At 66.3% G+C, this 3,337-nt stretch carries 2 protein-coding genes, 2 rRNA genes and 1 pseudogene; 2 read left to right on the top strand and 3 right to left on the bottom strand.

Translation table 11 applies throughout. The annotated features are described in order from the left end of the window. Together G3I42_RS26130 and rrf are read left to right on the top strand one after the other, a co-directional pair. A 23S ribosomal RNA gene (locus G3I42_RS26130) occupies window positions 1-359 on the top strand; the annotation flags it as partial. A gap of 104 nt (window positions 360-463) precedes the next feature. Beyond that, window positions 464-580 (top strand): 5S ribosomal RNA (gene rrf / locus G3I42_RS26125). A 250-nt stretch (window positions 581-830) separates the two neighbouring features. Here the strand turns inward: rrf and G3I42_RS26120 are convergent. The 3 genes and pseudogenes from G3I42_RS26120 to G3I42_RS26110 form a co-directional block, all read right to left on the bottom strand. Beyond that, a pseudogene (locus G3I42_RS26120) lies at window positions 831-1,028 on the bottom strand (IS5/IS1182 family transposase); the annotation flags it as partial. An 82-nt stretch (window positions 1,029-1,110) separates the two neighbouring features. Further along, complete coding sequence (locus G3I42_RS26115) at window positions 1,111-2,115, bottom strand: capsular polysaccharide synthesis protein (RefSeq protein ID WP_164289898.1); 1,005 nt, start codon at window positions 2,113-2,115, stop codon at window positions 1,111-1,113. 119 nt (window positions 2,116-2,234) lie between these two features. After that, window positions 2,235-3,125: a hypothetical protein gene (locus G3I42_RS26110; protein ID WP_343244669.1), complete on the bottom strand. Its 891-nt coding sequence runs from the start codon at window positions 3,123-3,125 to the stop codon at window positions 2,235-2,237. Between the last annotated feature and the right edge of the window lie 212 nt (window positions 3,126-3,337).

Genomic DNA, 3,337 nt, shown 5'->3' with positions numbered 1-3,337 from the left:
GGGTTGGGCTGTTCGCCCATTAAAGCGGTACGCGAGCTGGGTTTAGAACGTCGTGAGACAGTTCGGTCCCTATCCGCTGTGCGCGTAGGAATATTGAGAAGGGCTGTCCCTAGTACGAGAGGACCGGGACGGACGAACCTCTGGTGTGCCAGTTGTTCTGCCAAGGGCATGGCTGGTTGGCTACGTTCGGGAGGGATAACCGCTGAAAGCATCTAAGCGGGAAGCCTGCTTCGAGATGAGTGTTCCCACCTCCTTTGAGAGGGTAAGGCTCCCAGTAGACGACTGGGTTGATAGGCCGGATATGGAAGCCCTGTGAGGGGTGGAGTTGACCGGTACTAATAGGCCGAGGGCTTGTCCTCAGTTGCTCGCGTCCACTGTGTTGGTTCTGAAACCACGAACAATCACACACTGCCCCCACGTTTTTTGGCGTGGTGTGGTGGGGTGGTTGCTGGTTTTATAGTGTTTCGGTGGTCATAGCGCGTGGGAAACGCCCGGTTACATTCCGAACCCGGAAGCTAAGCTGCGTAGCGCCGATGGTACTGCAAGGGGGACCTTGTGGGAGAGTAGGACGCCGCCGAACAATATTTGTGGGGAAGCCCCGCACCATTTAATTGGTGCGGGGCTTTCTCGCATTCAGGACCAGGCAGGCTCCGGGGGCGCGGTTCCAGGGATTCCTGCCACCGCGCCACCACAACGCTCACGGAGCCTCTTCCATCCTGTGTAACCGCGAGTCAGTAGGGTGTGGCCGGCCTGGACGATGGTTCGGCCGGGCGTTGCGCGGGAGAAGCAGAGTGAGGTGATGAAGTGGTCGCCGCCCTCGCCGAGGCCCGTGAGGTTCGTGGATGGACGAGGGTGAGCAGGGCTTGCTTGAAACAACCGAGCTTGCGCCAGCGGGTGTTGCGTGCGAGGCGGTGCTCGTAAAGCAGCCAGGACGCATGCTCGACGAGCTCGTGAGGGACATCGAGCATGGCAGGACACGGAACCGACAGGGCCTCTTCGGTCGCCGGTGTGTTGAGTGAGATCACCACGCCAACGACGAGAGGCCCTGTCTCGTCACCGCTCCCGCTGACCAGCCCGTTCACCTGTCGGCACAGGATGGAAGAGGCTCACTCAGAAGCTCTCCTGCTCGATGTGTTCCAGAAGGCTGCCAGGCTTCGTGTCGCGCTTGTAGGTCAGCTTGTGGATGAAGGACTGCTGCAGCAGCTCTTGCAGCCGCTCCTCGGTGTACGGGTCGTGCATGGCGCGCTGGAGGGCGTGCGGCGGGTGCGAGCTGACATCCGGGGTGCGGTCCCAGACCTGGGCGAACTCGGGGTCCAGGTAATAGAGAGATTCGAAGAGGTGGTGGTTGAAGAAGTAGTTGACGTCGATGTCCCGACGCCGCCAGTACTCGCACAGCCCCTGGTAGACGATGCCAGTGATGTAGTTGCCGGGCTTGGAGGCGAGGAACCAGTTCGATATGAGGGCGTCGTGATAGCGGAACGCGAAAAAGCCCGAGTTCAGCAGTTCGGGAAGGCGGTCGGTCACCGACTCGGTCACCAGGCAGGTCGCGTCCAGCCACGCTCCGCCGTACCGATGGAGCAGGGCGAATCGGGCGACGTCTGAGAAGTGTGCGCGGTTCTTGGAGGCGTGGGTGTGCACCTCGTGCGGGAGGTCCACCATTTTTCGCAGTCCGGTGAGATCGAGGTCGACGATCTCACCGGCGTGCATCTTCTCCAGCCTGCGCCGGCAGGAGCGCACCACGGGAGGGGCGTTGTCGAAACCCTGCTCCCAGAAGACGAAGAGTTTCGGTGTCCCCTCGGTCTCCACGGGGCCCGTCGTGCGTACCCGGCGCTTCAGCTCGGGCAAGTGGTCGTTCACGAAGCGGGCCATGATCCGTCGGTGCTTGAACCGTTGCGGCTCAGAGTTCACGAGCTGGCGGTCGACCGGCAGGGCGGTGGGATCGTGGGCGATGGCCTGGAGGTACACCCACGAGGCGTGCTTCAACTCCCGGTGTTTCTCGAGGGCCTCGCCGACTTCGTAGAGGCGGTGAACGTCCAGGCCCGGCCTACGGGGATCAAGGCCCAGCGTGGCCGGCTCGGCGGCGGGTGGGGTGGGACGGCGAAGAATCGGGCGCATGGCAGTAATTATGAGCTATGTGTGATGGTCGTACCGGAGTGTGGGGTCTCGGGAATACGTAGGGCGCGCGCCTTCGTACGACCCCAGGGGCCCTGATCCGGCGCGGGAGTTGAGGTCCGTCAGGGGTGGGTGGGGCCGGTCGGGGTGGATGCTGCCGTCAGGTTGAGGTCCAGGGACTCCTGGCGGATGCGTTGGTCCACGTAGAGGAGCACCGTGGTGCCGCCGGTCAGGGGGAAAGTGAATGTGGTGGAGGCGATCAGGCCGACGGCTACGAAGAGCCAGAAGGCGGGGCTGCCGGTCACGTCGCCGTCCGAGCCGGTGAGGCCCACGAGCAGGCCGAGGATGTCGAAGGGGAGCATGATGACGAACTGGGCCACCGAGGCGATGAGTCCGGTCAGCAGCAGGATGCCGAAGGTGCGCCACCAGGCCCCTCGTACGAGCTTCGCCGAGCGGCGCATCGCGGCCAGGACGCCCTGACGTTCCAGCACGAGCGCGGCCGTACTGAACGACAGCCGGATGTACAGCCACACGGCGAGGACCACGCCGCCCAGGATGCCGAGGAGCGTCAGCCCGTCACCGCCGCCCGCCGCGTCCACCAGGAGACCGGGGACGAGGCACACGAGGACGGACACCGCGAGGACGAGGGACACGAGGACCGTCACCCCGAGGAGCCTCCAGAAATGCGGGCGCGCCTCGCGCCAGGCCGCTCGCAGGCCGAGCGGGCGGCCGAGGACCGCGTGGCTCACCACCGAGGTCAGCATCCCCACCGCGAGCGTCGAGCCGAGCAGGGCGACGAACTGGCCGGGGAGCGAGCCGAGGTCGTACGTGGTGCTCGGGGTGTTGCCGGTCGTCGTGCCCTCGACGACGAGCGTGACGGCGACGACCAGGACCGCGACGCCGAGCGAGATGCCCAGGACCGCCCGCCAGTGCGAGCGCATCATGCGGAAGGCGCCGCCGAGGATGTCCCCGAGGTCGAGCGGGCGCAGGGGGATGATGCCCGGCTGGGGCACGGGGGGCGGCCCGCCCCAGCCGGGACCGTGGCCCCCGCCGGGCCCGCCCCAGCCGGTACCCCAGCCTCCGGGTACCGGTCCGCCCGGCCCCGGCCTGCCCGCCCCTGTGCCGCCGTGGTCCCACCTGGTCGGCCCCGGGCCGTGCGCGCCGTCCCGCCGGCTCGGCACGGTCCCCGGACGTGCGGGGCCCACGGGCTGTGCCGGCACCGTTT

It is taken from the genome of Streptomyces sp. SID11385 (assembly GCF_010548245.1).
In the GTDB taxonomy this organism is placed as follows: Bacteria; Actinomycetota; Actinomycetes; order Streptomycetales; family Streptomycetaceae; genus Streptomyces.
This window is presented reverse-complemented; position numbering and strand designations above follow the sequence as displayed.